Consider the following 25,352-nt stretch of genomic DNA (forward strand, 5'->3'; position numbering starts at 1 on the left):
AAACCTCAGTTTGAAATGACCAGTGCCAAACGTTTCTCCGTGCCTGGGATGCGCATGCAGATCATCTCCGCATCATCCACATGCACAAGGGTTGCTGTGCCTGCGCGTGCACTGAAAACAGGGTGGGAAGATGGCAGCCGGTCCCATTTTCGGAGGGGTAAATTGCAATTGTGACGTGCTGCTGCCAGCACAGTTTTCCCGCTGGTGATGAATCCAGCAACACTGGCATGTTCATCGTGATGGATGATCATGTTCATGGCCATCTTCAGATCAATTTTGGTTCTGTTGCTGAGGTGTCTCACAGCCATCGGAGAGTAACCCCAGATGTCAATTGCTTCCTCAACAAAATGATCAGGGGCAATCAAGCATGAGGCAGCCACATCACAAAACTTTTCCAAGTACATGTCAGCGATTTCAGTATCTTCATATTCTGCATAGAGTTGCCATTCAAACCCTGCACTTTTTAAGGCAAGGTGGGCAAGTTCATGCATTGCGGCAAAGGATATTCTTCTGTTGTAGTTCTCAAAATTCAACACCAGAAAAGGCTGGCCATGCTCATTGATGTAAGAGTAGTTGCGATCCCCAAAACGTGGGCGCACCCCAAGGTATTTTGCAAAACTTCTGTACTCTCTGGGGTAACCTGCAGCTTTGTGAAGCTTTCGGATGTGGGCTAAGGAGTCATGAAGAATATCGTATGACATGGGGTTTTGCCATCCTATTTGACGTGACGTCTGAATTTTTTGAGCAGCAGGTATTGATCAACCCAGTGCTCAGGAGTTTGTGGACCAACAGCCATTCCATCCTCAAAACGCAGGCCTGCCAGGGTTCTTTGCCAAGCAGGATCGAAAAGGTCAGGATACTCTTCGCCAAACTCATCAATGGCTTTTTGCAAGGTTGCTGGAATCGGCAGGAGTTTTTCGTATTCAAACGTGAGAGGGGAAGGTTCTGGTATGAGGTCCATAACTTTCAGGCCTGTCTTTTCTTCCCACTCTTCCTGGCTGACCCCAAGAATGTGACGCCATGCCTCGCGGATTTCGATGTCTACCCCTGACAAAGCCCGTGTACCACCTTCGATTTTATTGACATAGTCATAACTCAGGGTTACGCCCTGATCAGCCAGCATTTTGATTAGCTCAGTGCGCTTGATTCCACGGTCCTCACGCCACTCTTTTAACAGGCGCCCGTGCTGTTCGGCTCTGGGGTCCAATTTAACAGGTCCCACAGCTACCCCCCAGTTGGTACACACTTGGCTCACACTTGGTACAGTCATGCCAACCCATACGTGCATTATGCATTATTGGTTCCAGAATGGCCCAAAATACCGACAGAAACGGTACAAAAATGTCGTGTACCAATATTGTCTTGATTGTGCACGAGTTTTGTATTACTATTGTACCAAGATGCTCAGCAGAAAAGCCGTCAAAAAAGAAATCAAAGCGCTGGGGGTCACCATCAAACAGGTGGCCGAAGAAGCAGGAGTGAGCAGAAACACTGTCTCAAACTTCTTAAACCGTCGTTTTGATACGGGGGAAGACACCCTCAAAAAAATTTCTGAGGCGTTGGTACAAATTAGGTACAAGAAAGGACAGGCTGCATGATGTTTGCCACCCGTGAGGAACTCAAAGCCCTCCTGAAGGAGTGCATTAGAGAAGTGCTGACTGAGGAGGGCATCAGCCAGGGCCAGGACATCCCCCCTGTGATGACCGTCGAGCAGGCTGCTCAAGTGCTCTCTCTCCCTAAGGACACGGTTTACGACCACCTGAATGCAGGGGTCATCCGGGGCACGAAGCAGGGTAAACGCTGGTTTGTCTCCAGAGAGGCTGTGCAGGATTTTGTTGCTGGCCGCGTCACTCCGGTGATCACCAAGTTCAGTCCTCGTAAAAAAGCCCTTTAGCGCTTTGCCTCCGTTGGGCGTCACCAGGAGGGTCCAGAAACTTCACACCGCACAGGAGACACCATGCAAAAGATCAGTGGCCACACGGAGTACGACTACCACCTGAACCGAGGTAACGAGACCCTGGAAAGCACCCCGGTTTACAAGGGCAAGCTTGCTTTCTACCAGCGTGCCGAAGCCAAACTTTCTAACCAGCAGATGCAGGATCTGCAAGCTGGCAAGGTCATCACCATTAAAGGCTTCAAGGCCATGTACAAACCCGAAAGCAAAAAGCAGAAGCGCTTGCTGGTCGACCGCAGCGAGAACCTTCTGGTGAAGCAATACGGCACCACCATTCGTCCTCTGCCCAGGAGCAAGGCGAAACCCGCTCGCGCCTGAATCCAGGTGGCTTTGGTGGGCTGAGCCTCGAATCAACCCACCACCAGATTTTCAAAAAGAAAATCCCCGAGTCGCCACTCGGGAATCAGGAGGTCTAAGCCTATATGAACCAGCTTAAAGCAGTTTCACCCCGGACGCAAGTTGTCCCACAGGCACCCCTCAGCACCCCCGCTGACGGCGTGTACCAGTGGACCCGAGTGGAGCCCTTCAGTGGGGTCACAGAGTACCTCGCCACCTTCGAGCGGGGTCGCCTGATCGAACTGGCCTCCAACGGCAGCACTGAGGATCGCCTGCTGATCCTGAATCAGGTGGAAGCCGCCACCCTTCACAGCATGCGCCAGCACAAGCACGAGAAGGTGGCGTGATGGAACCCATCGTTGTGCTCACCCCTGGCCAAGTGGCCGCACGTTGCGAACAGATCAACGAGAAGCTGATCCGCGACTGCAAAATTTTCGCTGATGAAAACAACGAAGTGGACCTTTACGACGAGGAAGGCACCCACCTGCTGTTCATCACCCATGACTTTCTGGAGGATGTCGAGTCCGGCATCTGGGCCATCAACGCCATGATCAGAGCCTTCTTCAAGGGTTTCGAGCACGGCAAGGACCTGGGCGAACACCAGGGGCGGACTGCCGTTCAGGAGTCCATCAAACGCGCACTGGGGCTGAACTGATGCCTCTCAAGGGTTCACCCGCTCCAGAACCGCACTTCAACTTTCGTGCGTGGGTTCCCAGCGAAGGTGAAGACCGCCCTGCCACCTGCAACGTCTTCAAAGACACCAGTTTTCTGGACGAGCAAGACATCCTGACCAGTGTCGCAGAAGAACTCATCGAGGTCATGGAGATCATGAGCCAGCTGTACATGACCGAAGACCAACCTGTTTTCGTGATGGTCGAAGGTCCCGATGGTGTGGTTCACACCGTTCAGGTCGAGCTGATCATCAACCGTGTGCACATCGGCACTGTGAAGGGAAGGGCGAACTGATGGAAGCCCTGTCCCTTCTCCTCATCTTCTTTCTGATTGCTGTGGCTGCTGCTTTTGCAGTGGCCACCAGCAAACCCCAACCGCAGTTCGACTCCTGCGATTACCAGCAGGACCGGCCCACCAGCACCCACACCAGGGGCATCCGGCGCAACCTGAGCCTGATCCGCAGGGTGCAGCACACCCGTGACGCTGTCCGCATCGTGCCCAACACCGACCCTGGCATCCTCTGGGATGCCCTCAACGGGAGGCGGTGAGCTAATGCCTAACATCCCTCTACCCAGAAAGCTTGTTCTGGACCTGGAAGCTGACACCTCTGCCCTGTCTCTTGAACTGAGTAGCGACAACGAACTGCTCCTAGGAATTGAACGTGATCTGATCGTCCTCAGCGCTCAGGATTGCCGCGACCTATCGACATTTCTGAATGCCTACGCCGAACAAATAGAACTCACAGCTATTGAGCTGGAAGCCGAGTCAAAAGAATGACCCCCTCCCCGGCAGACCTCTGGATGCTCGTGCTGATCGTCGCACTGGCTGCTGGGGCCTCAGACCCAGAAAAGGAGAGTGACCTGATGGACCGTGAACCCACCAACAACACCCGCGTCTGGGTGCCAGCCATCGAAAAGCGACCAGAGGAACCCAACGCCTACTATGCCGACCACCTCAGCCTCTGGCACGAAGCTCCAAAGCTGGCCTGTGAGCACGTCCAGTTCCTTGAAGAAGAAGTCGGCAGATGGTTCGAGGACAGCGAGCGAATTCCCGTGAACGTTGAACGTTACAACCGCATTGAAGTGGTCGAAGTGACCCCCAGTTGGATTCGGACCTACACCAGTGTCGCTCGTGAAAACCCCTACGGAACAGGGATTTACGAGGATGCCCACTACCTGATCGGCAATCCCCTGCAAAAGGATACCGACGATGCCTGAACTCCGTGAACCCATCCACCCCATTCCTGAACTGGAAGAGCTGCGGTTGAAGTTGTTCAACCCTGACTACCACGCAAAGGGACTGCCAGCCACCCGAACTGTTGAGCACGAGCGAACCAACATCCGGCACTGCATGGAAGTTCTCGATGAAGCGGCAGAAATGCTCAAGGAAGCCAACCGCCGGATCGCCTGGGCTCAGAACCTGCTACCTGAACTGCACAGACGGGTTGATGAGTGGGAAGCGGCAGAAGCACGCATCCTGCCCACCCTCACCCAGATCCAGCAGCTCGACACCTGATTGCTTTGTGGGCTGCGCATACGACACCACGCAGACACCGGACCCGAGACCGTACACCAGCCTCACTTCTGACCTTCACGTCAAGCCCGACAGGGCACCAGAAAAAGGAGCCAACCATGGCACGAGTACCCGGACAGGCCAAACCCGCAGGCGAAAGCAACTTCGAACGCACCATTTTCCCCACCGCTGAATACCCCATGACCCTCACCAAGATCATCGTCAACATGAGCCAGGAGAGGGAAATCACTGAGGGTGGCGTGCGCAAAACCATCCCCGCGAAACCCCAGGCCATCTTCGTGTGGACCTACACCGATGCAGAAAACACCACATTCGACTTCAGCGACTACGTGGGGCTGCCCAAGAACTTCGCCTTCAACGAGAAATCCACCTACTGGAAGCGCCTCGGAGCCATTGCAGGCATCAGCGTGAACAACGAGAACGTCGGCGAACTGGCCCACGACCTGCCCGACTGGGTGAGTTTCCCGGCAGGCATGGCCCCAGACCAAATGGCAGCCTCCGCGTTCGAGCAAATCATCAACTTCATCACCACCGAAAACCCTGATCGCCCCGGCAAAACCATGAGCTTTGCCCTTCCAGGCGTGTACTTCAATGACCAGAATCTGATCGGCCAGCAGCGCCGCCTCTTCATCACCTGCGAAACCTACGTGAAGGCAGACAAAACCCAGGGCCAGAAGAACAAGCTCCAAAGCATCATGCCCATGGAGAACGCCGCCCCTCCGAAACTCGGGAAAGCTGCACCTTCTACACCAGCCTCAGCTCCTGCTCCTGTCGCTGCCCCCAAACCAGTTGCTGCGCCTGCTGCACCAGCTGCCCCAAAAGAACGCCAGTTCTGGACCTGCATTGACGGCAACGTCAGCCAGACCCTCGTAACTGAAAGCGACGTGCTGAAGATGATGCCCAACGATGCCCTGTTCGTGATGCTCCACGGCGAGCAGGACTGGAAGCAACCTGCTGACTACGGCCTGCAGGTGACCCAGACTCCTGCTGCGCCCACCGCTCCTGCTGTGCCTGCCGGAATGCCCTGACCCCTAGATCCTGACCACAAAACGGCGCACATGACTTGAGACCTCTGTGCGCCGTTTTTGCCCCGAAAGGCACCACACATTATGACACTGAAAAACGCAGTCACCATCACCATTGAAGGCCACTCCGATGACCTGCTGAACATCATCGGCGGTGGCTTTTATGAAGAGTTCAATCCTGATGCAGAAGACCCAAAGCGCCCTTACTTTCTGGTCTTCAGCGACGGCACCCTGCTGAAGGTTCATTACAACCATGAAGGTTGCTGGGAGATCAGACCCCAGGTCAAAGGCTCTTTCTTTCTGGAGCACCAGCCTTACACCGATCCCGACAAAGACTATTCCGACAAGGTGTTCCTGCAGGCAGGCCCGACCTGGGTTGTGGGCGGCAGTGATTTCACCCGAGCCATCGAAAGGAAAAACTGATGGTCAGTAAACTCACCCACCTGACGGGCATCGGTGAAACCCACGCTGCCCGAATCATCAAGCACCTCGGGAACGGCAGTGAAAGCCGCGCCCTCGACAGGATTGAAAGCAACCCCTACGACCTGATTCAAGTGCCCCGCATCGGGTTCAAAACCGCTGACCGAATCGCCCTCACCCACTACCGTCTGCGCACCGACAACCCGGACCGGCACTTCGCTGGAAACCAGTACCTGCTTGAGCAGGAAGGCAGCCTGCCTGAACGCGACTACCTCAGCAAACGCCAGGCACTCGGGCTCACAGAGAACCAGCACCAATACCGTGGCGTTGAGCAGGACAGTGGTCGCGTCTGGTACCCCAGCGTGCTTGAAGCCGAGAAGAAGTTCGCTGAGTGGGTGGTCACCTGTCTGGAACTTCCCAGTGCACCCAGACCCCTCCCACCCCTCAGGGCGACAGCAGAGGAAGCAGCCTACCTTGAAGAGCTCGACCCCATCCAGCAACGGGCTGCATTGACAGCCATTCACGGAAGCATGCCCTGCCTGACCATCACAGGTGGTGCAGGCACCGGGAAAACCCGCGTGATTGCCGCCATTGCCAAGCTTGCAGAGCTGCACGAAATCCCCCTGGCAGTCTCTGCTTTTGCAGGTAAGGCAGCAGACCGGGTCAGAGAGAGCCTGGAACTGGCAGGGGTGGTCCCCGAATACTCCGGCACCATCCACCGCATGCTGGGTTACCGTGGGAACGGTGGTTTTGCAGACGAGAAACTCGCCTACAAAATCATCATCATTGATGAGGCCAGCATGGTGGAAACCCGCCTCCTCTGGCACGTGGTTCGCGCCATGACCGAGGGTGCAAGGCTCATCCTCGTGGGTGACGATGGGCAACTGCCACCCGTGGGATTTGGTCAGCCCTTCAAGGACCTGATTTCTCTGGGTGCACCCCGTGTGCACCTTGAAAAGAACTACCGTCAGCGCGACCAGCTCGGCATCATCGACCTTGCCCACCACGTCAGAACCGGGAAGGTCCTGCACAGCATTGACCCCACCTGCGTTGACCTGCAGGTTTCAAAAGACATCAGCACCATCACCGAAACCCTGCTGGAATCCCTCGCAGGGCAGAACGTGGATGACTGGCAGCTGATCACCTGGAAGAACGAGGATGCCGAAGCCATGAACGTGGTCATTCAGGACATCGTGAATCCCACCGGTTTCCCCCTCATGACCTACCGGGTGTTCGGGGCCCAGGACCAGGTAGAGATCCGCTCGAATGACAAGGTGATGGTGCGCCAGAACGATTACGACCTTGGCATTTTCAACGGCCAGCTGGGCACCGCACTCGACACCCGACTCGTGACCATCGTACAGGAGCGGCAAGCCGAGAGCCTGGAAGATCACGCAATCGCTGATGATGACGGCATCATCCGAGAGAAGAAAGACGTGCTGTGCCTGCTGGTCCGCATTGGCGGGGAGATCGTGAACATCCCCCTGGAGGATGCCAGCGAGCTCATTCGCCTTGGGTATGCCATTACGGTTCACAAAGCCCAGGGGTCGGACTGGAACCGGGTCATCATCTTCCAGACCTGTCCGGTCGCATTTGATGCCCAGCGGTGGTGGTACACCTCTGTAACCCGCGCCAAAAGCATGCTGCACATCTACTACGCAGACAAAGCCCTCGGGAATCCCCTGCTGCGGTGGTGGATGAATGCCCACAGAACCATGCATGACGGACCCAGCATCCTCGTTGGCCGCATCAAGAAACTCAAGCAGGAACTCGACCAGAAAGGCTTCCTCAAAGTCTGGAACACCATGACCGAAGAGGCACGCCAGCAGCACATTGAGAACCTGCTCTCCTGACACGAAAAGACCCTGGAGCCTTCACCCTCCAGGGTCCTGCGGGGCCACAATGACCGAGACCAAACCTATTCCTTATACGCCGCACAGCTGGGTTAAGTTCCTCTACGACGGAATGCTGGCTGAACGTGGCTTCATTGAGCTTCGCCTGCTGGGCGAAAAAGGGAGCGGCATGCTGGACCGGCTGTGGATGGAATGGCCATCCCACCCCAGTGACGCCCCGAAAATCCCCGAGAAGTGGCAGAAACACAACGCCTACTGGGGCGTTGCCCTGCGCACCCCGGAAGGGCAGGCCCTGAACTCCGGCACGAAGCAGTACACCCACCCCACCCACCTCGTGATCTGCGACGTGGACCTCAGCGGCAGCAGGTACCTCGATGGGGAAGCAAACCCCCACCTGATGCCACCAGAGGTGTTGCGCGAAGCCTCCCAGCGTGCCATGGCCGACACCCTAGACATTCTTGAGGAGCACAACCTGCCCCCTCGGGCCATTGTTTACAGCGGCCACGGGATTCAGGTGTACCTGTGCCGTCGTGCCAGAAGCACATTCGAGGACACCGAAGCCTACAACCATGGGCTGTGCAACCTGCTGGAAGGAGATCACAACAGCACCGATCAGGCCAGAATCCTGCGCCTGCCCGGCACCTGGAACAACAAAAACCCAGACCGACCCCTCCCGGTGGAAGTCTGGTACACCGACCCAGGTGCCTTCGTTGAAGACCGTGATCTGGAAAAACACGCTGTCAGGCAGGTGTACACCCGCCCTGCAGGTGACAGCATCCGCAACACCGGCACCATCAGCGACCTCGACCTGAAGGTCATCGGGCAGGCCTGGACCGACCTGAAAACCCAGAAGCACCAGTCTGGCTACGGCAGACACCAATTGTCTCTGTTCTTCTGCGGATGGCTCAAGCAGAACGGGTACTCAGAGGGCGATGCCTACGAGCTGGTCCGCAAGCTGGCCACCGAAGCAGGCGATGAAGAGCTGGCAGGCCGACTCAAGAACGTCCGCACCACCTACCGCACTGAGGGGAACACCAAAGGCTGGGAAGGGCTCACCAAAGACCTCGGGCTTGAACTGTCAGGGATTCCTCTGGCCAGCAAAAACAGTGCCACCATCACCAAAGGCAAAACCCCCAAACCCGCTGGCCGGGACACCGAAAAACTGACCCTGCTGGATTACGCCAACTGCTTCCTTGAATGGAACATGTACCAGGGGGAATCCTACGCCTACTACGAACCCTGGGGCCTGTGGTTCCGTTACGAGCACGGCGTGTACCACCAGCTGCACGAAGACAGCATGACCCGCATGCTCGACATGGTGCTGCAAGACCACGGGCACGTGGACCTCAGTGGGCGGAAACTCAAGGACATCCTGCAGAAGATCCGGCACACACAGGGGGTTTTCAGAACCACCATCGACCAGGGACCGTTCGAGCTGAACTGCAAGAACGGCATTCTCGACCTGCAAACCCTCACCCTGAGAGAGCACACCCCGGAGTACTTCTCAATCGTGCAGACCCCTGTGGAATTCAACCCGAGTGTCGGCTGCCCCGCGTGGGGCCAGTTCCTCAGAGAGGCCGTCCCGAATGAAGAGCACCGCAGTGTGCTGCAACAGTACTTCGGGTACTGCCTGACCGATGACACCCGTGCACAGAAATCCCTCTGGCTGATCGGAGAGGGCGGCACCGGCAAAGGCACAGCAGCGCACGTCCTGACCGCCCTGCTGGGAGGGGACGCCAAGTATTCCCTGGCAGGGGCCAGCCCCATCGAAGCGATTCAGGACGGCACCCCTCACCTTGAGGGCCTCGTGGGAAAACGCCTGTGCGTGATCAGCGAGATCCCCAAGCACGTCAACTGGGCCAGTTTCAAACGGGTCACCGGTGAGGACACCGTCAAGATCAACCCGAAATACCGGGACGCCTACAACATCCAGCTCAACCTCAAGATCATGGTGCTCTCAAACGTCCTGCCCCACCTCGGAGAGGATGCCACCAACACCAGTGTTGTGCGCCGCCTCCTTCCTGTGCCCTTCGACATCAAAGCCCAGCAGGCCAACCCGAAACTGCGCGAGGAGCTCACCTCCCCTGGCGAGCTCAGCGGCATCCTCAACTGGGCCATCCGAGGGCTGCACCTCCTGCAGGAAAAAAACTATGTGTTCCCAGACCTGATGGGCCAGCACCTCATGCAGGAACTCATCGAGCAATCCAATCCCCTCATCACATTCCTTGAGGAATCCTGCACCCCAGGCGGCAGCATTGGCAGCACCGAAATCTACAAAGCGTACTGCGCATGGGCTGACAGCAACCGCATCCGCTCAGTCAGTTCAAAGCGCTTTGCCACCGACCTGACCGCTGCCGCCAGGCACCACAACTGGCAGATCTCCAAAGAACACACCAAGTATGGCCGTCAGTGGAACGGTCTCAGCTTGAAAGGAACGGTGAGTTTCATATGACCGGTGAAGCATTGGTGAAGCATGGTGAAGCATTGGGTGAAGCATTGAATGCCGTCCCAGACAACAAGGTGAAGCATGTGAAGGGTCAAAGTCAAAACTTCGCAGTACAGATTTTTTTCTACGGTAAAACCCAGATCAAAATTCACACAAATACACCAGTACAGAAAGGTTTGCCTCTCAATGCTTCACATGCTTCACCACCTCGTGCAGGAGCGGGTTTAAAGCTTCACCTGACCCTTCACCGAAGCTTCACCATGCTTCACCAGCAGGGAGCAGCTCATGCTTAAGCCTGTCGGAAAACCCACAGCCCCACCACCAGCCCCACTCGCGCCCAAAAAGAAACCCTACGAGCTCATCAACGAGATGGCAGATCGACTCGCAGAAGCCCTGGCCAAGCACGGCGAGATCTTCAGCGCCTACAACCTGTCCCACCAGAACAAAATTGTTTGGCTGGCTGGAAGTGTTGCTGTCTTTAGCACCTGGGTCGAAGGCAACCTCTGGACGTGGAAGGCCCCAGCAGGGTACAACACCCGCCTCACTCGGGCAGCAGCATGGATTCAAGGGCAGGAGGAAGGGCAGCTGCGGCAAGTGCGCGACCAGGTCATCAAGGTCCTCGATGACACATGGCCAGCCTTCTTCCAGATCTGCTCAAAGCCAGAAGCAGAAGCAGACGGTCAGATGCTGTTCGCCCGACTCCCCACCCTCTGGGTGCCCGATGAGGAGTTCGGACCCGTCCACTCGGGACCCGTCCCAGTGCTGCCCATCTGGGAAGACACACCCTGCGGGAGAACCGCAGAGCAGTGGGACGTGTACGCCGGACTGCTCTGTTACCTAAACATCAAGCTTGGCTTTGACGTGCTGGACATGAGTCCATCAGACCTGCCCTTCTAACCGTCCGGTGAGTTTCGTTGACAGAAAGGACATCATACGTATGACGAACACACAGAAACCCAAAGGCAAATGGACGCCCGAAGTGATTCAACACATGCTGGACAGGCTTTCCCCTCTGCCCTGGAGCCTCAGGGAAGACGGGCAGATTGAACCCCGCAAGGGCACCTGGATGCCCATGGTGGCCAGCGCCAGACGGCAGAGCGATGGTGAGTTCATCATTTGCGCCCCTGAGATTATCACCCAGCTCTTGCAGGAGCGGCAGGAGCTGAGAGCTGCCCTGCTGGAAGTCAGCAACAAACTCGACCAGGCGCATGAGCTCCTGACCGATGGCTACCCGGAACCCGCAGACCGCAGAATCCTGCAGGCGCTGGCCCTCATTGGGACTGCCCTGAGGGGAGGTGAGCAGGTATGAACCAGAACCTGAGCATTTTGCACCTCAGAGGGTACAGCAGAACAGAACGCGCAGAGATTGCCCAGTACCGAATCCTCTCGGGCTGCACCGTGGAACCCCCGACCCTCGGGGAAATCCTGCACACCGTGCGAGGCAATCGGCAGGTGAACGAGGATTACCGGAACATCATTCACACCCTTGCTGCGAATGGCCTGGTGTCCGTGGAGCAGGTGCGCCGCGTGGGGTTCGTGTACGCCTACCAGTACAGCTTGACCCCTGTGGGTGAGGCCCAGTTGGATCGGTGGTTTGTGCAGTACGGTCCCCTCAGCGAGATTCAGGCCAGGAGGGCGCAATGAGCCGCTTCCGTTTTTATGAACTTCGGGTGGGCATCGCCATGCTGCTGCTGGCAGGACTGGTCTGGTGGTTCGCATGACCGTTACAAGTGGGTTGCAATCCTCAACGATAAAAATTCTTACCGTACAAAAAGCCTCGAAACGAGGCATCAAGCAAATGCTCGGGCGTGGTGTCACAGGTCAGGAACTCATGGCCAGAGGCCTCCCCAGAAAGCTGGTGTATGAGGCCAGACGGGAGCTCATCGAGGTTCATGGCCTCATGGCGTCCTGTGAACTGGCAGACATCCTCGGGCTGAGCACGGACACCCTGCTGACCCTCGTGCAGGCCAGGGGCATGGGCAAGGTTCTCGGTCGGCAAACGTACCTCACCCTGCAGGAGTGTGACGTGCTGGTGGACCTGTACACCATCCCGGAAGGGTATGTGCACATCAAAACCCTGGGCTGGTCTGCGTACCGGTTCTTTGCCCGTCTGGAGCACAGGCAGCACCGGAAGTGGTGCCTGAACGGCCGGGGTGCTGCAGCGTGGTACATCAGTCCTGCTGGGCAACTGGCCTATCAGAACCGCAGAACGATTCGGAGGACCAGGTGATGACCCTTCTCGCACTGAACACTTCCCCGAGGGGTCACGTGCAACGTGGTCAAATCTGGCAGAAGTCCAACCAGCAGCACCGCCAGTTCCTCCTCTCTCGTGACCGTCAGAGGTTCCTGAGCATCACAGAGCGCGTGGTGGCATGGTGCCTCAGCACCTACCCAGAAGTCACCCTGTGGCGCTGGCACCTGCTGGTGCACCTGTACCTCGGACTGGTCTCCAACCTGACCAGCCTCAGCAAACGCATGTGGCATGTGGCAGGAGGCCAGCACTGGACCTTTGGGGAACGCACAGAGTACGGGGCGCACATCCAGGCGCTCGGAGAGGGGTGGTAGGGATGAGGAAGAAAAAGAACACCGCTCATGTGGTGCACAACATCATCACCGGCAACATGGAATGCAAACACTGTGGTGCCAGCCAGCCCTTGAAGTTGCCTGCCGAGATCTCTGTGGTGGTCAAGAAACTGAAGGCCTTCACCACGCTGCACGAAGACTGCGAGGCACAGTCATGACTTTCGAGCACTGGTATTGCAACAGAATTTCACGCCTCACACTGCTTCCCAATGAGGAAGGTGGATTCACCATCCATGTGGAAGAGTTTGTGGTGGTGGATGGTCAGGAGGTTCGCTCTCAGGCCAAACAGAGCTTCACGAAAGAGCAGTGGGCGAAGTTCAAAACCTTCGTGATGGTGGGCACATGACCCTGGACCTTCCTGCCCTCATCGAGAAGGCCCGAGATCCCAACCTGAAGGTTCGGGTCATGGCCCTCAAGCAACTGCGTTCCCTCCAGCAGCAAGGGGTGGTTCTTCCACCCTCTGCTGTGACCCTGCTGGACCAGTGGGACAGAGAACAGGCCCAAAACTACGAGAAGTTTCTGAAAACCCCCGCTCAGGGTGTGGATGATGTGACCCACTTTGACTGTGCGCAGAAGCCTGAGCCCAGAAGCCAGAAGGAATCCGAGCTGCAGTCAGGCATCGTGAGTTACCTGCAGGGTCTCGGCTGGTACGTCATGCAGACCTTCGTCGGGTCCAAGCGTGGAGGGTCGGTCTGGATGCACAAGGGTCTCCCTGATCTGATCTGCATCAAGGATGGCCAGGTGCTCTTTCTGGAGGTCAAGCGCCCCTCTCGTGACTCTCAGCAGACGCCCGAGCAGAAGGAAACCCAGCGGGAGATCCAGCAGCACGGAGGGATTTGTGAAGTCGTGCGCTCGATCATGGACGTGCACAACCTCATCGCCATCCGGGTGAACCGCCTGGAGGAAGGTGGAGAAGAATGAAGTTGGAACAGAAATCCATTGGGTATGAGGCAGCTGTTGAACTCTGCAAATCTGGTTGGTGGAAGAAGAAAACCCCCAGAGAGATTGCCACCTTTCAGCTGTCCGTGCGGGAGCTTTGCCTGCACAACCTCGGAGTTTTTCATGAAGCCCTGGAGAAAGCCCCCGGGCGTCCCGTCTGGACCCATGAAATCATGAACCCGCAGAATCTCTGGGACGAGTTGCACGGGGAGAAACCAGCACCCTCTTTTGAGGAGATTCTGAACCTGATTCCTGCAAGCAAACGGGTGCTTGTGCTGTTGCCAGAGGACCAGTCATGAGCACGGATGATTTCAACGAGAAGAACCGCGAGTCCATCCAGCGTGGCCTGGAGACTGTGGCTGCCCAGAAAGCTGCCAGAGCATTGGCCCAGGCGGGGTTGAAGTCTTCTGCAGACCTGACCCGAGTGGTTTACGAGAGCGAATTCCAGCGTTTGAAGCTGATTGAGCATTACGCCAAGAGTGTGACGCTGGTCTGTTTTGATGGCACCCACAAGTTTGCTCCAGATGACTGCGTGAGTCTCGTGCGGTTGCTGGACCTGTTGGATCTCACGAAGCCCCAGACCAAACAGGTGAGTGACCCATGGATCGCTGTCGCTGAGCGTTTGCCTGAGCACCATGAGTGGTATCTGGTGGTGCAGCAGAAGCCCGGTGAGCACTATCGGTTCTGCCGTCTGTTTGTTGTGGGTGAGGGCTGGCAGGACCCGAAAGTCGAGAAGTATGGGGAGATCACGCACTGGATGCCTCTCCCACCTTTCCCGAAAGAGGGAGGCCAGCAGTGAGCAGGGGTGGGAAGTCCCGACTCAAGTCAGGGGTGAACGTCCGCATCAAGAAGGGCACCAGCAAGAACAGCCCTTACTACCCCTTTGTGGATGGGAAAGAGGGCACAGTGCAGGGCGTGTACCCCCTCACAGAGCACAACCTTCCTCCTGTGTATGACGTGGTTTTCCCGAATGGGGCCTCGCTGATGTTTTACGCCAAAGAGCTTGAGATCATCGCCTGACCCTTCGTACTTTCTGTTGCGTTTTGAGGAACCCATGACCATGACCACCAATGACCCCACCCCTGCAGCAACCTTCACGCAGTTCGACCACAAACGGTTCTGGAAAGACGCCGTTCAGGGCTTTGCCGAGTGGTACTACGACCCGAAGTGGGTCACGCTGGGCGACGGCAATTACACCCCCATCTCTTTTCCGAAACTGGACAGCACCAGGCCCCCGAACCCTCACCCCCTCACGGGCAGCATCACCGTGATGGGCATGATGCAACCCAGGATTGCCATTGTGGATGTGGCTGGCTTCAAGATCACCATCACGCCCGACAGCCTGAGTGCCGCAGAGAACACCCTCATGCGCAGCGGCCACAGCCAGAAGCCCCCCATCTCCTACTGGGAACGCCTGAAGGAATTCAAGGCCCGGAAGCCTGCCAGGGGTGAACGGTGCCCGGACCTCTGGGAGTCCCGGTACAAGAAGCAAAGGGAGGCCATTGAGGAACTCCTGAAGCTCGTGCTGAACTCCTGAGAATCATGAGTGACACCTTGTAAAATCAAGGAAAAAAGCCCACAATATTTGTAAGCTGCACGCAGTGCCGAAGCCCCCCGAAAGGGGGGTTTTTCGTTGCACTCCTTCACGCGTGCGGCCCCCGCCCGTAAGAGCAGCTGGGTTTGACACTCGTGCTCTCCCAGCTGTGCGGGGATACCCCTGGAGGTGATTGTTTGCAGACCTGGAATTTGAAGCAGAGAGTCTGGTTGAACAGGCACACAAGACCCCACCACAAGTGGCGCTCCAGGAGGTGATCTTCGAGCGGGTTGAACCCGCAGTATCTCGCAGCCATGCGTGAAATGGCCTGAACCTGCAATTCGTCACACCTCACAGCAGCGCCCCGGGGTTTGGTCACTCTGGGGCAAAATTTTAAGGAGTCACATGAGTGTGATTGTGAAACCCGTGCCCACAATCGGCAGGATCGTGCACTACGTTCTTTCCGAAGCCGACATCCACGAGATTCGAGCCACCTGGGAGGCCAACAAAGGGAAACTTGCTTTCCGCAGTTGGATGAAAGCAGGAGACCACATGCCTCTCGTGGTAACCGAGGTGGACCCTAACGACACCCACGGCACTGGTGGGCAGGTGCTGATCAGTGGCAATTTCACCCTGTGGCGTCCCAGTCTTGCGGAAGATCCCACAGGTGAAAAGCCCTTGTCCTGGCACTGGCCTGAAGGCACCCGCGAAGCAGCTATGTCTCTGGAAGCCTTGCAGGCAACTTAACCTCGCAATTCGTCTCTTCCTCCAATGATCACCCCTCTGTGGTGCGGCCCTCAGAGGGGGAAATTTTGGTAGGAGGCTACTTGATGCGGAAGTTTTTCAGGCCTTTGAATGCCCTCTGAATTTCTTCTTTGACTTTTTTCTCAACTTCCCGCTCAGCTTTGACCCGTTGCTCGCGCACTTGCGCAGGGCTCAGCTGAATGGTGTCGCCACAGTGAGGGCACTTTTGAGTTGTGGTGCGCTCAAGCTGCTGAAAGGTCTGGGTGTACTTCTTGCCGCACTTCTTGCAAGTGAAGGTGATTTCCACCTTGCTTAGATCAATTGACATAATCTCCTCCTCAGAGTTGTGTCTGTACATATTGTACTCTCTGTGAATCTGCAAATAGAGAGGGAAGGTTATGCACAGTTGTGGATAACCTTTTGTTCCACCACAAACCGAGATAAGCTTTCAAATCCGAGATAAGGAACCGAGATAAGAAAGGAGGCACCTGTGGCAAAACGGAAACCCAAAACTGAAACCGATCCGGGCACCGAAACAGGTGCCCTTTCTTTTGCCAAAGCCCTATCCAAACTTTTGCCCCAGCAGCGGCTCTGGGTGCAGTACTACCTGCAGACCTTCAGCAAGACCGAGGCCGCAGTGCTGGCCGGTTACGGTGACCCGGAGAATCCGAAGCACCGGAACTGCTGCAAGTCAGAGGGTCACCGCACCAGCAAGATCCCTGCCGTGAAGGCCGCAGTTGAGGCCGGGTTCAGGGAAATGCACATGAGCCCAGCGGAAATCATCGCACGGCTCGAAGCCCAGGCCTCTGCCGACCCAGCCGAGCTTTACTTCCCTGTCGAGTATGAGGTGGATGTTTTTGAGGATGTCTCTTTGCATGTGCAACTTGACTACCTCCGCAAGAAGCTGGCCATTGCCGAGGACCTGCGGGACCGTTTTCAGGACCGTGCGCCCATGCTGTACAACGAGAACAAAGAGAAGGCCCTCAGGCTTGAGCAGCAGATCGCTGAAGTCGAACTCACCCTGGAGCAGGACCCGAAAGCCACCTTCAGCATGAAGACCGGCACCCGCAAGGAAATCCGCTGGGAGTTCGACATCATCAAGGCACGAGAAGCGGGCCTTTCCCACCTCGTGCAGGAAATCTCCTACGACCAGCGGGGTCAGCCGAAACTCAAACTTGCCGACAAAGTCAAGAGCCAGGAGTTGCTCGGCAAGTACCACAAGCTCTGGGCTGAGCGCATGGAGCACGAGGGTGGCTTGACCATCACCTTGAAGAAAGAAACGGTGGGTGAGCCGCTTGACTAACCTCGCTCTCCATCTCCAGTACAGTGCTGCACAGAAGCACATCTTCTTTGACTCCCAGAGGTTGGGTCGCTTCCGGGTGTTCCCGAAAGGCAGGCGTGTGGGTGTGACCCGTGGGGCTGCGCACGCCTTCATCGAGTTTGCCTTGGAGGGCATGCCGTGCCTCTGGGGCGAGACCATCAACAGCAACATTCGCAGGTACGTCGAGCGGTACTTCCTGCCAGTCCTGCAGAAGGCCTTCATCCCTTATGAATGGAGCGTGGCCGATAAGACCCTGAAGCTGCCAGGTGGGGGGTTCATCGACTTCCGGTCTGCTGACAACCCTGAGAACTGGGAAGGCTTCGGTTACAAGCGGATTTTCCTGAATGAGATGGGCATCATCTTGCAGGGCGAGCGTGGCCGCTACCTCTACGAGAATGCTGTGCTGCCCATGATGATGGACTTCAAGGACAGTGAACTGATTGCCGCCGGGGTACCGAAAGGCAAGCAGGGAGTGGATTACGAACTGTACCAGAAGGCTGTCAGCAAGCAGGACGGTTTTTACACCTACAAGCGCCCATTCAATGTGTTTGACAACCCCTGGATCGATCGGGCCTCTGCTCAGGCTTTCGTTGATGACTTCCCGGACGCAGCACGAGAGCAGGAGATCTGGGGCAAGTACATTGATGGTGGGGACGAGAGTTTCAGGGTGATCCCCAGGGCGTGGCTTGAGGCTGCAGTGCAGAGGCACAAAGGCCAGTCCCGACCTGACCGTTTCCCTGATGCACTGGGCATTGACGTGGCACGAGGGGGGAAAGACAAGACGGTACTCACGCCACGTTGGGACAACTATTTTGAGCAACTGGCTGTCCCTGGCAGCAAGACCCCGGACAGTGACAGTGTGGCCACTCTGGCCACCCCATTCCTCGGGCCTGAAACGGTTGCAAACATCGACATTGTGGGGGTAGGCACTGGGCCTTACGACCGCATTCACGACATGCACCCCAACACCGTGGCCATCAATGGCGCGAGTGTCCTGAAACTGGATGGTGAGAAATCCACGGACAGCACCGGGCACCTGACCTTCAGGAACCTCAGGGCAGAAATGTACTGGGCTCTCCGTGAGGCACTCGACCCCGCGAAGGGTAGGAACCTCGCCATTCCTGATGACCTGGAACTCATTGAGGACCTGTGCGCCCCGATGTGGAAGATGACCCAGTCGGGCATTCAGATTCAAGCGAAAGAGGACATCACCAAGGACATCGGAAGGTCGCCCGACAAAGGGGATTCGCTTGTGTACGGCAACTTTCAAATGCCGCAGCTTTCTGTCCCTTCCGCAACCAGCAACCTTGCCGCCCTCATGGCAGCCGCAGGAGGATAGCGCATGAAAATCAACTGGCCCTGGAGCCGAAAGAACGCTCCAACAGAACAACGCGCACGCAGCCCCACCACCCCTGAAGCCGCCGCCACCCCTGCCCCTGGCATCGGGACCATGATCCTCTCTGACAGCCTCCCGAGGCAGACGGCGGGCAACATGCCGCAAGGCAGGCTGAGCCGCAACATGAACGAGGGTTCTCTGGGGTGGTTCATCCTGGAGGATTCCTTCAAAGGGAAAGGCAGGCTGGAAGTCATCACGGAATGCCGGGATGCCCTCTTTGATTCCGATGTGGGGGGTGCAATGCGCGACCTGATTGCGCTCATCAACCCCAGTTACCGCATTGAGTATGAGGGAGGCACCCGGGCCATGGCTCAGGCCGAGAGGGCCACATCTGATCTGCTCTCCAGGCTTCACATCACCCTGGATGAACTGCTGAACAATCAGGCGGCAGAGGTGTACCTTGCCGGGGCGAGTTCCCTGGAGTGGTACCCCACGAAGACCCGCAGCATGGTTCAGGGCGTGAGCATCGTGCCTGCCGAGGAGATCCAGCAGAAGCGCATAGAGGACACCCCTGTCTGGTACCAAACCCTGCATGGGGTTCAACTGGACTCCCGCACTTTCGTTTACGCCCCTTACGGGACACGCCACCGGGACCCTTACGGGACACCCATGATGGTTGCGGCCCTCACGGAACTGGAACGGAAGTGCAGGCTGACCACCGGGACAGACAAGGTGATCAACTTGATGGGCGAAGCGGCCTTCTTGAACATGAAGGTGCCGAAACCCACCCCTCGTGATCTGGGTGTCACCAGTGAGCAAGACCCGAATTACGCCAGTCGTCTCGCTGCGTACTACAAGGCCAATGTGGATCTGGCCCTTAGCGCTAGAGACAGGGGTTTGATGGTCACTGAGGTCGGGGTGGATTCCACTGCAGTCCCGATCACGCAGGGCGCTCAGGGTCTCGCGGATCTGGAACTCTCAAACAACTTGAAGCTCTGGTCTGGATTGGTGAGTCTGCCTTTCATGCGCGGCAAGATGGATTCGACCACGCAGGCCCTCGCGCAGGTGGTTTACCCCATCCTGCTGGCCCACGCCGAAAACGTTCAGAAGGTCTTGCAGCAGTCCATTGAGTTCGGTCTCAACCTGAACCTGCAACTGCTGGGCATCCCTGCCCGGGCGACCCTGATCTTCGACAAACCGCAAAACCCCTTCATGAAAGACCAGGCTGAAGCGGAAAACTTGCAGGCGAAAACCGATGAGCTGTACATCAAACTCTTCGGGGATGCCTACCGGATTCGTGCCGCTGAACGCCTCGGTATCAGCAAGGAAGAACTGCAGCCCACACCCCCCTCTCCCACAGAGGAGAGCGTGCCATGAGCAGGACCATCACCAGCGGAGAAATGGAACCCGAAAAGGTTCCATTTTCTGTGTATGTGGGCAGTCGCCCGGAAGTGGGCACCCAGCAGGACATTCAGGATTTTCTGGCAGAGCAACGCTCTGAAGACCAAGAGGAGGGAGGTGAACAAACATGTACTTAGAGAACGTTCAACGTGCCCTGTTCAACTTCCCCTGGGCGATCACCCCGAATGGCATGGACCTCGTGGCTGCCGTGGTGCAGGCCCACCTCGAAGGAAAACTGAGCGCTGAGGAGATCGAAGCCAGAACCTCTGGGGTGACTTACGGCAGTCAGTACAAGAACACCCAGAAGCAAGTTGCGGTGGTGAACCTGCACGGCCCTGTGCTCAGCAGGGCAACCGGGATGTCTGCCCTCTCGGGCGCAACGGACCTGCGCAGTTTCTCCAGCACCATGCGAGCCCTGGCAGACGATTCGGATGTGGGGCGCATCGTGCTCAGCATTGACAGCCCAGGCGGTCAGGTGCAAGGGCTCACTGAAGCCGGCGATGCCGTTCGGTATGCCCGATCAAAGAAAGAAGTGCTGGCCGTTGCTGATGGCACGATGGGCAGCGCCGCTTACTGGATTGGCAGTCAGGCCACCAGAATCATTGCCAACGCTGACGCTGTGGTCGGTTCCATTGGTGTGGTCGCTGTGATTCGGGACACCAGTGGGGTGGCCGAGAAGGCCGGGGTGAAAGTCAATGTTCTGCGCAGCGCTGAATTCAAAGCCCTGCTGCAAGACGGTGAGCCCATTTCGGACAAGGCCCTCGCTGAGCAATCCAAACTCGTGGACCTGTTTGCAGAGAAATTCATTTCTGCGGTCAGTGCCGGACGCAACATCACCCTGGAGCAGGCCAGAAGCCTCGCCACCGGGAAGGTGTGGATTGGTGCAGATGCCATTGCTGCTGGTGTGGCCGATGAGGTTGGCACCCTTCAGGAAGCCATTGACGGCAAATTCAGTTCTCAGCCCTTCAACTCTGGCAGCCCTGCCGCTGCCCTCGCAGGAGGAAACACCATGCCCTTAGAAGCATTACTGGCTGGCCTCGGACTGGCCGCAGACAGCAGTCCCGCACAGGTGCAGGCCGCACTTGACACCCTCAAGCAGAACGCTGCAGCCACGGAACGCATGCGCATCATGGCTGCCCTTGGAGCCAGCGAAGGCAAAGAGGTCGATCTGACCCAGCTCAAGAAACTCGCTGCCGACGGTGAGCAGTACCGTGCAGACCTGCTGACCCGACTGCACGCTCTGACCATCACCCTGGAAGGCAACACCGAAACAGGCATTGCTGCTGCTGACCGTGCGAAACGGATCTTCGCTGGTGCGGACATTGCTGACATCAGTGCAGAAGTGCAGCGCCTTGAAGCGAAACGGGATGCTGTTTTCCCAGATGGACAGAAATCCCGCCAGAAAGACGAGCAGCCCGACACCAAGCCCACTTTCAGACCTGTGTTCAGGTAAGCGGAGGCACACATGACTGTTGATTCTCGCACCATCGGGAAGATGCGCTTTGCGGGTCAAGACCCCAAGGACGGCATCACCTACAAAACCTCCGGCACCGTCGAAGTGCAGGACATCGTGAATGTCACTGCCAACGCTGGCGAAGTGGCCAGAGCAGCCGACGGAGCCAACTGGCTCGGGCAGGTGGCACACAAGGATGCGGATGGTTATGCCACCGTGCGTCGTGGCGAAGTGATGGTGGCCCGACGCACCGGAGCCATCAGCAAAGGCCTGCAGCTCCTGACCGGGGATGGCTCAGGGGGACTGAAGGCCGCAGCCAGCACCACTGGCGTCTGGTGCTTCGTGGTGGACACCTGGACCGAAAACAGCCAGACCTACGTCTGCTACTACACCGCCTGACCGCAGGCCCCAAAGGAGCACCCTTATGATCAGAAGACTCGACCAGCTCACCATGGACATTTACCAGGACGCCGCGAAGCAAAAAGCTTCTCACGGCCTGTCCTACATCAACCTGAACGACCACCTGCTTGAACTGCTTGCCAAAGGCGACATTGAAGAAGGGCTGATCCGCATGGATCTGGTCGAGAAGGGCATCAGCCCTGTTCGGCAGATTCTGGCCCTGAACGGCATTCGCCTGGGCGGTCTGAATGCACACACCCTCAGTGTGTTCTTCCCCAAAGAAAGTGACTATGTGCGTGGTGCAGACGTGCTCTTCCCAGCCCTCATGAATGAAATGCTGGAAGAGGGCTTCGGCATTCGCGCCTCTGACAGCTTCACTGTGGGGCCCAGCACTGCAGGGGACAGCATGTACCCCTTGCAGCAGCGCGGTCTGGTGGACCAACGTTTGGAACTTCCCCAGAACACCATCAACATCAATGAACTGGTGTCTGTGCGCATCGGGGTGGATGGAGATGGTTACAAGTCCGCAGTCATCAACAATGACCAGCGTGGCAGGCAGAACCGTCTGGCCCGAACTGCCCCTGGGGCGGACCTGCCGCTTTACACCATCAGCACGGCTGAACGCAGCGTGCGGATCTACAAGTACGGTGGGCGCGTGCGCTGGCCTTACGAAGTGGCTCGCCGCATGAAGATCAACGTGGTGGCCCTGGCCCTGCAGGAAATGGCTTTCGCTGAGAATCTGCGCCGCATTGATGAAGCCATCGATGTCGGCATCAATGGCGACGGCAACGGCAACGGTGCAACCCTCGATCCCGGCAGCCCTGTGGCCGACTGGACCGTTCAGACCCTCGACGAGTGGACCATGACCATCGCTTACAACAGCGTGCTGGGCGTGAACCGCGTCATGGGCGACTTGACGGAAGTCAAGAGAATCCGTGCTTTGCGTTACCCCACTGCCAGCAAGGACCTCACTCCGGACCAGTTGAACATGTACCAGCAGGGCAGTTACGCCATGCCCGATGGCACCCCCCTGCGTCTCGCCCCCTCAGGAAGCACCCTGGACAGCGCCAAAACCCTTCTGGCGTGGAACACGGGGCGTGCCCTTGAAGAGGTCGTCGAGAACGGCAGCCAGATCACCGAAATGGCGAAGTTCACCACCAACCAGACCGAGGAGCTCAGCCTGTCCATCAACATCGGTTACGCGAAGCCCTTCAGCAACAGCTTCCAGACCATCACCCGCTCTTAAGCTCAGGTTTTTTAAGGAGACATCATGGCCACACGCGAAGAGAACGTCGCAGAACTGAAAACCCTGACCGGGCAGGACATCCCGGATTCCATCGATGCGAAAACCGTCGAAAAACTGCTGGGTCTCGCCAAGAAATCCCTTGCGGATTTCGAAACCCAGTATCAAGAATTGACCGCTGAGAAAATCAAGGTCATCACGGGTGACAAGGCGAAAGGGAGCTTCATGCATCCCATCAGCAAGCAGTGGATCAGGCAGGGGGACACCAAGCCTGTGGAACTGCCCGATGATGCCTGGACCCAGGACATGATCGCACAGCGTTTCCTCAAAGAAGTGCGGAAGTAAGGGGGTGCGCTGATGGCGCTGACTTTCGACAACTTCAAACTGTGGTACCCGACGAGCCAGGTGACCCAATCCCAATTCGACACCTGGCTTTCCTCCGCTACAGACTGGGCCACCCAGCAGGTCCAGTGCGAGAACCCCACAGTTGCCAAGGTGGAACGGGCACAGGCAGCGTACATCCAGCACCTCTACCACGTGGGGCAGATCTCCAATCTCGCGCCACGGGTTGGGGTCAAGGTGGATGTGAAAGACAAGGTTGCCGTGTCAGTCGATGCCAAAGCAGTGGAAACACACCAGAACCTCGCTGACAGTTACCTTGTAATGGCATCGAACCTGCTGGCCAGTGCCTGCCCTCTCCCTGAGTGGACACCCCCTGTGATTGGAGCGGCTCGATGAGCAGCCTGATCGAGTGGGCTGAATCCCTCGGGCATGAACTGGTGCAGGCCGAAGCGAAAGCCCTCTACCCCTACCAGAAAGTCTGGACCAGTCCAGTCACCGGCTCGAATGTGGGAGGGGTCTGGGTGGATGAACCGGGTGCATCAGTGACCTGCTGGTGTGACGTCTGGAATCCCCAGGAGCGGTCTGACTCCAGAAGCAGGGCAGCTGTCCAGCAGCCTGACTTTGCGAAAGGCACATGGCTGGGTGAAGTGCGAGAGGGTGAGCCCGTTCCACCTGTGAAATCCACCTGTGAGCACAACGGGGCAGTGCTGGAAGTCACCCACATTGGAGAGGAGAACACCGTCTCAAAAGGCACCCCACTGGTGCTCAGGTGGCGGCAGTGAACCTCTCCGACGTCACCACCCGGCTTGCTGCCATCCCGGACATCCTGGTGCTTCAGCCCGACCAGATGCCCTGGCAGCAAAGTCTGATCCAGTTCATCGGCTCGAATCCTCAATTCGTTCAGCTTTACGAGCCGACCACGCTGGCCAGCGACGGTGCCCTCACCACCAGACTGCTCACCCTTGACGCCGTTGCGGCCAGCCTTGAACAGTCCCGAGCTCTGGCCGACTCCATTCGTGCTGTGCTGGAAGGCACCCCCAGAGAACCCAGCCCCTACCGTCTTCTGCGCCTGACCCCCTTACCACTCGAAGGGGATGTCTGGCGGCACCAATTCAACTTCGAGTGGAGAGGAGCAAACTGATGGCTATTGCAACCGATGCAGCATCCAGCACCCTTGCCGACAAGGTGCGCACCCAGGGCATCATCATCCTGTTCCGCAAGGACGGCAGCCTTCGCGCTGTCACCTGGACGGACTTCGGGTGGGTGTACGATCCCACCCCCACCAACGATGTCACCACCACCACCCTGACTGGCAACCGTGACGGTGTGAACGTGACCGTGAAAGAAGCCATCACCGAAGTGGCCAAGAGCTGGTCTTTCGGCACCGTGTCCCTCACCGACAGCATTCGTGCCCTGCACATTGGCAGTGACATCGAAACCAGCGATGTGAGCGGCATGACTGGGGTCAAAGGTGGAACGGAATCCGTGGGCAGCACCACAGGTGAAATGATCGTCATCCGCAAGGTCAGCGGCGGCCCACACCTCGTGATCTACTACCCCAGTGTGCAACTGCGTGGCGACGGGGAAGGCGAACAGGAAAGCTTCACCAGACTCAATTTCGTTAGCACCGTGATTGCTGACAGCACCTTCGAACCCCCTGCCACCATCATCGACACCTATGATGCCACCAGCTTCGAATATGGCGTGTGGTACATCGTGCCTGATGCCCTGCTGGATGACGTGCTTGATGCCTTGAACGACATTCAGCCTGCAGCCTGATTCACAGAAGGATTTTTGAGAGCCCTGGAATTCCAGGGC

The 25,352-nt window shown here is 57.3% G+C and carries 43 protein-coding genes; 40 read left to right on the forward strand and 3 right to left on the reverse strand.

Annotated features, from left to right (window positions below):
- Positions 1-5: 5 nt before the first annotated feature.
- Both DC3_RS07355 and DC3_RS07360 read right to left on the reverse strand, forming a co-directional pair.
- Entirely contained in the window at positions 6-701 is a 696-nt protein-coding gene (locus DC3_RS07355; RefSeq protein WP_146883543.1) for a hypothetical protein, read from the reverse strand.
- A 14-nt stretch (positions 702-715) separates the two neighbouring features.
- Entirely contained in the window at positions 716-1,270 is a 555-nt protein-coding gene (locus DC3_RS07360; RefSeq protein WP_146883545.1) for a helix-turn-helix domain-containing protein, read from the reverse strand.
- A 130-nt stretch (positions 1,271-1,400) separates the two neighbouring features.
- Between DC3_RS07360 and DC3_RS29035 the strand changes: the two genes are divergently transcribed.
- The 28 genes from DC3_RS29035 to DC3_RS07495 all read left to right on the forward strand — a co-directional run bounded on the left by DC3_RS29035 (position 1,401) and on the right by DC3_RS07495 (position 16,042).
- A complete protein-coding gene (locus DC3_RS29035) occupies positions 1,401-1,598 on the forward strand; it encodes a helix-turn-helix domain-containing protein (protein WP_186815898.1) in 198 nt (65 codons plus the stop codon).
- A complete protein-coding gene (locus DC3_RS07370; protein ID WP_146883549.1) occupies positions 1,595-1,894 on the forward strand; it encodes a helix-turn-helix domain-containing protein in 300 nt (99 codons plus the stop codon). The genes DC3_RS29035 and DC3_RS07370 overlap by 4 nt, the downstream gene beginning before the upstream one ends.
- A gap of 63 nt (positions 1,895-1,957) precedes the next feature.
- Positions 1,958-2,272: a hypothetical protein gene (locus DC3_RS07375; protein WP_146883551.1), complete on the forward strand. Its 315-nt coding sequence runs from the start codon at positions 1,958-1,960 to the stop codon at positions 2,270-2,272.
- A gap of 104 nt (positions 2,273-2,376) precedes the next feature.
- Positions 2,377-2,637, forward strand: a complete 261-nt coding sequence (locus DC3_RS07380) for a hypothetical protein (RefSeq protein WP_146883553.1) — start codon at positions 2,377-2,379, stop codon at positions 2,635-2,637.
- On the forward strand, positions 2,637-2,945 hold the full coding sequence (locus DC3_RS07385) for a hypothetical protein (protein WP_146883555.1): 309 nt from the start codon (positions 2,637-2,639) through the stop codon (positions 2,943-2,945). Before DC3_RS07380 ends, DC3_RS07385 begins: the two co-directional genes overlap by 1 nt.
- Entirely contained in the window at positions 2,945-3,256 is a 312-nt protein-coding gene (locus DC3_RS07390; protein WP_146883557.1) for a hypothetical protein, read from the forward strand. The genes DC3_RS07385 and DC3_RS07390 overlap by 1 nt, the downstream gene beginning before the upstream one ends.
- Positions 3,256-3,510, forward strand: coding sequence for a hypothetical protein (locus DC3_RS07395; protein ID WP_146883559.1), 255 nt, complete (start codon positions 3,256-3,258; stop codon positions 3,508-3,510). The genes DC3_RS07390 and DC3_RS07395 overlap by 1 nt, the downstream gene beginning before the upstream one ends.
- Before the next feature lie 4 nt (positions 3,511-3,514).
- Positions 3,515-3,739, forward strand: a complete 225-nt coding sequence (locus DC3_RS07400) for a hypothetical protein (protein ID WP_146883561.1) — start codon at positions 3,515-3,517, stop codon at positions 3,737-3,739.
- Positions 3,736-4,179, forward strand: coding sequence for a hypothetical protein (locus DC3_RS07405; RefSeq protein ID WP_146883563.1), 444 nt, complete (start codon positions 3,736-3,738; stop codon positions 4,177-4,179). Before DC3_RS07400 ends, DC3_RS07405 begins: the two co-directional genes overlap by 4 nt.
- Positions 4,172-4,477, forward strand: coding sequence for a hypothetical protein (locus tag DC3_RS07410; RefSeq protein ID WP_146883565.1), 306 nt, complete (start codon positions 4,172-4,174; stop codon positions 4,475-4,477). Before DC3_RS07405 ends, DC3_RS07410 begins: the two co-directional genes overlap by 8 nt.
- 116 nt (positions 4,478-4,593) lie before the next feature.
- Positions 4,594-5,523 (forward strand): hypothetical protein, encoded by a 930-nt coding sequence (locus DC3_RS29040; protein ID WP_186815899.1) that lies wholly within the window; start codon positions 4,594-4,596, stop codon positions 5,521-5,523.
- 81 nt (positions 5,524-5,604) lie between these two features.
- The gene (locus DC3_RS07420) at positions 5,605-5,943 is read left to right on the forward strand and encodes a hypothetical protein (protein WP_146883567.1); all 339 of its coding nucleotides are present in this window, start codon (positions 5,605-5,607) and stop codon (positions 5,941-5,943) included.
- Positions 5,943-7,793: an AAA family ATPase gene (locus tag DC3_RS07425; protein ID WP_146883568.1), complete on the forward strand. Its 1,851-nt coding sequence runs from the start codon at positions 5,943-5,945 to the stop codon at positions 7,791-7,793. Before DC3_RS07420 ends, DC3_RS07425 begins: the two co-directional genes overlap by 1 nt.
- Before the next feature lie 112 nt (positions 7,794-7,905).
- Positions 7,906-10,245, forward strand: coding sequence for a DNA primase family protein (locus DC3_RS07430; protein WP_222594715.1), 2,340 nt, complete (start codon positions 7,906-7,908; stop codon positions 10,243-10,245).
- Positions 10,242-10,532 carry a hypothetical protein gene (locus tag DC3_RS07435; protein WP_146883573.1) on the forward strand — a complete coding sequence of 97 codons (291 nt, stop codon included), beginning with the start codon at positions 10,242-10,244 and terminating at the stop codon, positions 10,530-10,532. Before DC3_RS07430 ends, DC3_RS07435 begins: the two co-directional genes overlap by 4 nt.
- Entirely contained in the window at positions 10,525-11,136 is a 612-nt protein-coding gene (locus tag DC3_RS07440; RefSeq protein ID WP_146883575.1) for a hypothetical protein, read from the forward strand. The genes DC3_RS07435 and DC3_RS07440 overlap by 8 nt, the downstream gene beginning before the upstream one ends.
- Before the next feature lie 40 nt (positions 11,137-11,176).
- Positions 11,177-11,548, forward strand: coding sequence for a hypothetical protein (locus DC3_RS07445; protein WP_146883577.1), 372 nt, complete (start codon positions 11,177-11,179; stop codon positions 11,546-11,548).
- Positions 11,545-11,883 (forward strand): hypothetical protein, encoded by a 339-nt coding sequence (locus DC3_RS07450; protein WP_146883579.1) that lies wholly within the window; start codon positions 11,545-11,547, stop codon positions 11,881-11,883. The genes DC3_RS07445 and DC3_RS07450 overlap by 4 nt, the downstream gene beginning before the upstream one ends.
- Before the next feature lie 73 nt (positions 11,884-11,956).
- Complete coding sequence (locus tag DC3_RS07455) at positions 11,957-12,469, forward strand: hypothetical protein (protein ID WP_146883581.1); 513 nt, start codon at positions 11,957-11,959, stop codon at positions 12,467-12,469.
- A complete protein-coding gene (locus tag DC3_RS07460; protein ID WP_146883582.1) occupies positions 12,469-12,804 on the forward strand; it encodes a hypothetical protein in 336 nt (111 codons plus the stop codon). Before DC3_RS07455 ends, DC3_RS07460 begins: the two co-directional genes overlap by 1 nt.
- 2 nt (positions 12,805-12,806) lie before the next feature.
- A complete protein-coding gene (locus tag DC3_RS29045) occupies positions 12,807-12,980 on the forward strand; it encodes a hypothetical protein (RefSeq protein WP_186815900.1) in 174 nt (57 codons plus the stop codon).
- Positions 12,977-13,168 carry a hypothetical protein gene (locus tag DC3_RS07465; protein ID WP_146883584.1) on the forward strand — a complete coding sequence of 64 codons (192 nt, stop codon included), beginning with the start codon at positions 12,977-12,979 and terminating at the stop codon, positions 13,166-13,168. Before DC3_RS29045 ends, DC3_RS07465 begins: the two co-directional genes overlap by 4 nt.
- On the forward strand, positions 13,165-13,743 hold the full coding sequence (locus DC3_RS07470; protein WP_146883586.1) for a VRR-NUC domain-containing protein: 579 nt from the start codon (positions 13,165-13,167) through the stop codon (positions 13,741-13,743). The genes DC3_RS07465 and DC3_RS07470 overlap by 4 nt, the downstream gene beginning before the upstream one ends.
- The gene (locus DC3_RS07475; RefSeq protein WP_146883588.1) at positions 13,740-14,060 is read left to right on the forward strand and encodes a DUF7736 domain-containing protein; all 321 of its coding nucleotides are present in this window, start codon (positions 13,740-13,742) and stop codon (positions 14,058-14,060) included. Before DC3_RS07470 ends, DC3_RS07475 begins: the two co-directional genes overlap by 4 nt.
- Positions 14,057-14,560, forward strand: coding sequence for a DUF551 domain-containing protein (locus DC3_RS07480; RefSeq protein WP_146883590.1), 504 nt, complete (start codon positions 14,057-14,059; stop codon positions 14,558-14,560). The genes DC3_RS07475 and DC3_RS07480 overlap by 4 nt, the downstream gene beginning before the upstream one ends.
- Positions 14,557-14,781, forward strand: a complete 225-nt coding sequence (locus DC3_RS07485; RefSeq protein ID WP_146883592.1) for a hypothetical protein — start codon at positions 14,557-14,559, stop codon at positions 14,779-14,781. Before DC3_RS07480 ends, DC3_RS07485 begins: the two co-directional genes overlap by 4 nt.
- A 34-nt stretch (positions 14,782-14,815) precedes the next feature.
- Entirely contained in the window at positions 14,816-15,298 is a 483-nt protein-coding gene (locus DC3_RS07490; RefSeq protein ID WP_146883594.1) for a hypothetical protein, read from the forward strand.
- A gap of 402 nt (positions 15,299-15,700) precedes the next feature.
- Positions 15,701-16,042 (forward strand): hypothetical protein, encoded by a 342-nt coding sequence (locus DC3_RS07495; protein WP_146883596.1) that lies wholly within the window; start codon positions 15,701-15,703, stop codon positions 16,040-16,042.
- Between the two features lie 76 nt (positions 16,043-16,118).
- On the opposite strand, the gene DC3_RS07500 is transcribed toward DC3_RS07495, so the two are convergent.
- On the reverse strand, positions 16,119-16,367 hold the full coding sequence (locus tag DC3_RS07500; protein WP_146883598.1) for a hypothetical protein: 249 nt from the start codon (positions 16,365-16,367) through the stop codon (positions 16,119-16,121).
- A 162-nt stretch (positions 16,368-16,529) separates the two neighbouring features.
- Here DC3_RS07500 and DC3_RS07505 point away from each other — a divergent pair, with 162 nt between their 5' ends.
- Genes DC3_RS07505 through DC3_RS07555 form a run of 12 tightly spaced genes read left to right on the forward strand, consistent with a single transcriptional unit; the run spans position 16,530 to position 25,313 of the window.
- A complete protein-coding gene (locus DC3_RS07505) occupies positions 16,530-17,342 on the forward strand; it encodes a terminase small subunit (RefSeq protein ID WP_186815901.1) in 813 nt (270 codons plus the stop codon).
- On the forward strand, positions 17,335-18,699 hold the full coding sequence (locus DC3_RS07510) for a hypothetical protein (protein ID WP_146883601.1): 1,365 nt from the start codon (positions 17,335-17,337) through the stop codon (positions 18,697-18,699). The genes DC3_RS07505 and DC3_RS07510 overlap by 8 nt, the downstream gene beginning before the upstream one ends.
- A gap of 3 nt (positions 18,700-18,702) precedes the next feature.
- On the forward strand, positions 18,703-20,073 hold the full coding sequence (locus tag DC3_RS07515) for a hypothetical protein (protein WP_146883603.1): 1,371 nt from the start codon (positions 18,703-18,705) through the stop codon (positions 20,071-20,073).
- Positions 20,070-20,234, forward strand: coding sequence for a hypothetical protein (locus DC3_RS29050; RefSeq protein WP_186815902.1), 165 nt, complete (start codon positions 20,070-20,072; stop codon positions 20,232-20,234). The genes DC3_RS07515 and DC3_RS29050 overlap by 4 nt, the downstream gene beginning before the upstream one ends.
- Entirely contained in the window at positions 20,225-21,550 is a 1,326-nt protein-coding gene (locus DC3_RS07520; RefSeq protein WP_146883605.1) for a S49 family peptidase, read from the forward strand. Before DC3_RS29050 ends, DC3_RS07520 begins: the two co-directional genes overlap by 10 nt.
- Positions 21,551-21,562: 12 nt before the next feature.
- Complete coding sequence (locus DC3_RS07525) at positions 21,563-21,949, forward strand: hypothetical protein (RefSeq protein ID WP_146883607.1); 387 nt, start codon at positions 21,563-21,565, stop codon at positions 21,947-21,949.
- 25 nt (positions 21,950-21,974) lie between these two features.
- Complete coding sequence (locus DC3_RS07530; protein ID WP_146883609.1) at positions 21,975-23,195, forward strand: hypothetical protein; 1,221 nt, start codon at positions 21,975-21,977, stop codon at positions 23,193-23,195.
- 24 nt (positions 23,196-23,219) lie between these two features.
- Complete coding sequence (locus tag DC3_RS07535; protein WP_146883611.1) at positions 23,220-23,537, forward strand: hypothetical protein; 318 nt, start codon at positions 23,220-23,222, stop codon at positions 23,535-23,537.
- Between the two features lie 12 nt (positions 23,538-23,549).
- Complete coding sequence (locus tag DC3_RS07540; protein WP_146883613.1) at positions 23,550-23,930, forward strand: hypothetical protein; 381 nt, start codon at positions 23,550-23,552, stop codon at positions 23,928-23,930.
- Complete coding sequence (locus tag DC3_RS07545) at positions 23,927-24,316, forward strand: hypothetical protein (RefSeq protein ID WP_146883615.1); 390 nt, start codon at positions 23,927-23,929, stop codon at positions 24,314-24,316. Before DC3_RS07540 ends, DC3_RS07545 begins: the two co-directional genes overlap by 4 nt.
- Positions 24,313-24,675, forward strand: coding sequence for a hypothetical protein (locus tag DC3_RS07550; protein WP_146883617.1), 363 nt, complete (start codon positions 24,313-24,315; stop codon positions 24,673-24,675). Before DC3_RS07545 ends, DC3_RS07550 begins: the two co-directional genes overlap by 4 nt.
- Positions 24,675-25,313, forward strand: coding sequence for a hypothetical protein (locus DC3_RS07555; RefSeq protein ID WP_146883619.1), 639 nt, complete (start codon positions 24,675-24,677; stop codon positions 25,311-25,313). Before DC3_RS07550 ends, DC3_RS07555 begins: the two co-directional genes overlap by 1 nt.
- The last annotated feature ends 39 nt before the right edge of the window (positions 25,314-25,352 follow it).

Origin of the sequence: Deinococcus cellulosilyticus NBRC 106333 = KACC 11606, assembly GCF_007990775.1 — a bacterium.
GTDB lineage: Bacteria > Deinococcota > Deinococci > Deinococcales > Deinococcaceae > Deinococcus_C > Deinococcus_C cellulosilyticus.